3 protein-coding genes and 1 pseudogene are annotated in these 3,604 nt (G+C 71.5%); all 4 read right to left on the minus strand.

Going from position 1 to position 3,604, the window contains the following annotated elements; genetic code table 11:
* Positions 1-65: 65 nt before the first annotated feature.
* Positions 66-1,064, minus strand: a complete 999-nt coding sequence (locus CVO76_RS16015; RefSeq protein ID WP_208740096.1) for a helix-turn-helix domain-containing protein — start codon at positions 1,062-1,064, stop codon at positions 66-68.
* A 116-nt stretch (positions 1,065-1,180) separates the two neighbouring features.
* Positions 1,181-1,867: a glycosyltransferase gene (locus CVO76_RS16020; protein WP_133082637.1), complete on the minus strand. Its 687-nt coding sequence runs from the start codon at positions 1,865-1,867 to the stop codon at positions 1,181-1,183.
* Entirely contained in the window at positions 1,864-3,231 is a 1,368-nt protein-coding gene (locus CVO76_RS16025; RefSeq protein ID WP_208740097.1) for a bifunctional PIG-L family deacetylase/class I SAM-dependent methyltransferase, read from the minus strand. The genes CVO76_RS16020 and CVO76_RS16025 overlap by 4 nt, the downstream gene beginning before the upstream one ends.
* Positions 3,225-3,604: pseudogene (locus tag CVO76_RS16030) on the minus strand (PIG-L family deacetylase); the annotation flags it as partial. The gene CVO76_RS16025 and the pseudogene CVO76_RS16030, both read right to left, overlap by 7 nt.

Raw genomic sequence — 3,604 nt, forward strand, 5'->3', positions numbered from 1 at the left:
GACTCGAAGTCGAGCAGGTCACGCCGGCCGTCGACGACGTCGAGCAGCTGCTTGGCGGTGTCGAGCTAGTGGGTCAGGAGGGCGAATCCGGCCCGGGTGAGGGTGAGCTCGAGGCGCTGGCCAGGAGTACCGACGAGCGAGAGGCCCAGCTCGGCGTTCCTGATCGAGGTCCGGACGGAGTCGTCGACGAGGCCGGCCTGCACCTTGAAGTTCGCGCTCGCCTTATGGAAATCGGCCCACCTCTCCAGATCCGCCTGCGGCAGGAGGAGCCGCGCCGCGAGGGCATGCTGCTCGCGGCCCACCTCGACGTCGCCGCGACGGAAGGCGACGTTGCCGATGGTCCATGCGCCGCGCGCGACCAACAGCGACGGGACGTACGGAGTGCCCTCACTGATGTCGAGCGACGTCGCCACGTCCCACGCGGCGTCGAGATCCCCCTTCACCGACAGCGCGGCGATGAGGATGAAGGCGGCCTGCAGCCGCGCAGGGGACTGGTCGGGAAGGTCCGCCGCCGAAGCCATGGACTGCTGTGCGAGCTCGAGGGCCTCGACCAGGCGACCCCTGTTGCGGGCGATGGTGGAAAGCCGCCCATGCACGACGGACCGGAGTTCCGGCGTCGCAACCATCAGCGAGGAGTTCTCCATCCGCACCAGCACGACCTCGGCCTCATCCAGGCGTCGCAGGGCGATCAGCGACTGCGCCTGGAGCATCGACATGTCCCACCAGGCCGGCGCGTTCCGCTGCTCCTGGGCGATGCTCGCCGCGTACTCGGCTTCCGATGCCGCCAGCGCGTCGTCCTGCATGTCACGGGCGTAGTTCGCGGCCAACATCGCCGTGGTGAGGGCGGCCGGGTCGTCGGACGACGGCGGCTCCACCCACCAGTTCAGGGTCTGCGCATCCATGCCCAGCCGGTCCGCGAAGTGCTGCACCATCTCGGCGGTGGGCTGGCGCAGACCGCGCTCGAGCAGGGAGACGAAATGCGTGGAATACACGTCGGCGCCCAGCTCCGCGTGGGTCAACCCCTTGGCGCTGCGGGCCTCGCGCAGCATCTCCCCGAATCGCATACAGCTCCCGTCCCCAGAGTGTGGTCACTGCGGCCCGCTCGGCACGCGGGATTCGATCCGAGACACCCTTGTCTAACAGATGCTTCGGACAATCAGGAAAACCTCGTCGACCGCGGTCAGACGAGCCCCCGGAGATAGGTCGAGAACCCGGCCGGGACGCGGCCGCTGGTGCGCGACGACGTCATGACCTCGAGAGACCCGGAGGCCGTCCACCTCGCCCCGGCCGCCTTGACCCGTTCGGCGAGGTGCACGTCCTCGTCCTGGGCCAGCGGGGCGAAGCCGCCCACGTCCTGGTAGGTGCTTCCCCGGATGCCGAGGTTCGCCCCATGGACGTGGTCGTGGCCGTCACGGGGTACATAGGCGTTGGACCACAGCTGGATCCGGTCGGCGTTGTCGGCCGTGAGCGTCGGACGGACGGTCCCCAGCACGAGGTCGGAGTGTCCACCGAATGCATGGTGCCGGACGAGCCAGTCGCGCGGGACCAGGGTGTCGGCGTCGGTGTTCGCGATCCAGGTGCGCGCGGGAACGCTGCGTGACCGTGCCAGCGCGAAACGGACCCCGGCGTCGCGGGCGGCCCCCACCGAGTCGAAGCTGCCGGAGATGACCGAGATCCCGTGGCCGGCGCGCGCCGCAGCGGCCGAGCCGTCCGTGCAGCGGTCCAGAACGACGGTCACCGACACGAGGACGCGCGGGATGGTGCGCATGAGATGGACGCGCGCGGCGTCGATCGCCCGAAGGGACGCGGGCAGCCAGTCCTGCTCGTTGAAGGCGGGAACGACGACGGCCACCTGGCCGGGGATCACAGCAGGCCTTCGCGGCGGGCGACGGAGGACGCGGGTGCCGGCACGAGGACCTCCAGGAGGAAGTCCTCCTCCGTGTGCAGCACGAGGGTCTCGAGGCCTGACAGCCGACGGACCCGCTCGTGCACGGCATCGCCGTCGAGCTCCCAGCCCTCGATCGGGTGCCGCCAGTGGCAGAGGACGAGCACGCCGTCGTCATCGAGTGAGGCCTTGATGAGATCGACGACGGCGTCGAGCTGGTCGGCGGTCAGGAAGTAGCCGGTCTCCGACAGCACGATGAGGTCGAACGGTCCGTCCTCGCGCGGCCAGTCGCGGGGGACGGTGGCCAGCCGGGCTGTCGCGGCCTCGTCCATGATGAGGGCCTCGTTGGTGCGCCGGACGGCCGTCTCGCTCGTGTCGAGGGCCAGGAGATTGTCCGAGACGGCGGCGAGCTCCCTGGTCAGGGCCCCCACCGAGCAGCCGATCTCGAGGGTCCGGCAGAAGCGGCGGCGCGGCAGCGCAGCCATGGTCAGTGCACGCTTGCGCTGCTCGTAGAACCGCTCGGCGACCTCCCACGGATCCGCCCTGTCCCGGTGCAGCCGCTCGAACGTCGAGGAGCCCCGGGTGACGAAGAAGGACTCGAAGTTCCGCTCGAAGTGCTCGAGGATCCCGGGTGACAGCAGCGTCTCGTCGCCCGGGGCGTCGGACAGGGGCAGGGTCTGCGAGAGATGCGCCGCGAGGGCGGTGCCCTTGCGGCCGTGGTCGGCGGCGTCGAGCCACTGGAACGAGAGGGTGGCGAGCTGATCCGCGGAGTCCTCCGCCGTGCCCCAGTGCCAGAGCCAGATGGGGTACTCGAGCAGCGGCACGTCGAGCTCACCGCAGACCTCGGCCGCGGCACTGCCGGCGGCGTCGTGGTCGGGATGGCCGTCGTGGCGCCACGGGGCGGCGACGAGGGTCAGGGAGTCGCCGTCGCCGAGTTCGCGTCGCAGGACGGCGGCGACGTCGTCGTGCCCCAGCCCGCCGTCCGGCAGGCCCTCGAACGTCAGCTGTGCGGCCGGTGCCAGGATCTGCAGCGCGTCCGCCACCTCGGTGCGCCGCAACTCGGCGAGCCGGTGGGGTGGATGGGTGGGGGAACCGGGGTGGGAGGCCTCACCGTCGCTGAGCACGACGACGTCGCATCTCACGCCCTCCCGGGACAGCCGGGCGAGCAGCCCGCCGGCGCCGAGTGTCTCGTCGTCGGGGTGAGCGGCCAGCAGGAGGAACCGGGCGGGGAGCCTGCCGTCGAAGAGCTCCTCGACCTGCAGGTTCCCGCCGGCCTCACGCTCCTGTTCCCACCTCCGCCAGTGGCTCTCCGGAGTCCCCTCGCCGTCGTGCGTGAAGCTCACCATGCCGCCGCCCCCGCGTCTGCCCGCTCGAGGATCCGCCGTCCGAGGGCTGCGTCGTCGCGCTCGGCGTGGTGCTGGCGCAGGTAGAGGTGGAGGTCCGCGACGCGCGCAGCGTGGACGTCGTCGAAGGCGAGCGGTGCGGGGCCGAGCGCGTGCGCGGCTGCGTCCAGCACCAGTTCCGCGCAGCGGAACGCGGTGGCGCGGACGCGAGCCGCGAGCAGTGCGCCGTCCTGCCCGGAGGCCCTGCCGGAGTCGACCGCGTCCGCGGCGTCCCCGAGCATCGTGCGGGTCCCGTGCAGGGCGGCGTCCACGCGGCCCAGGTGCATCAGGGCGATCTGGTCCGGCTGTCGGCGTCGTGCCGCGGCGAGCAGGGTCC

It is taken from the genome of Arthrobacter agilis, assembly GCF_002953615.1.
Taxonomy (GTDB): Bacteria; Actinomycetota; Actinomycetes; order Actinomycetales; family Micrococcaceae; genus Arthrobacter_D; species Arthrobacter_D agilis_B.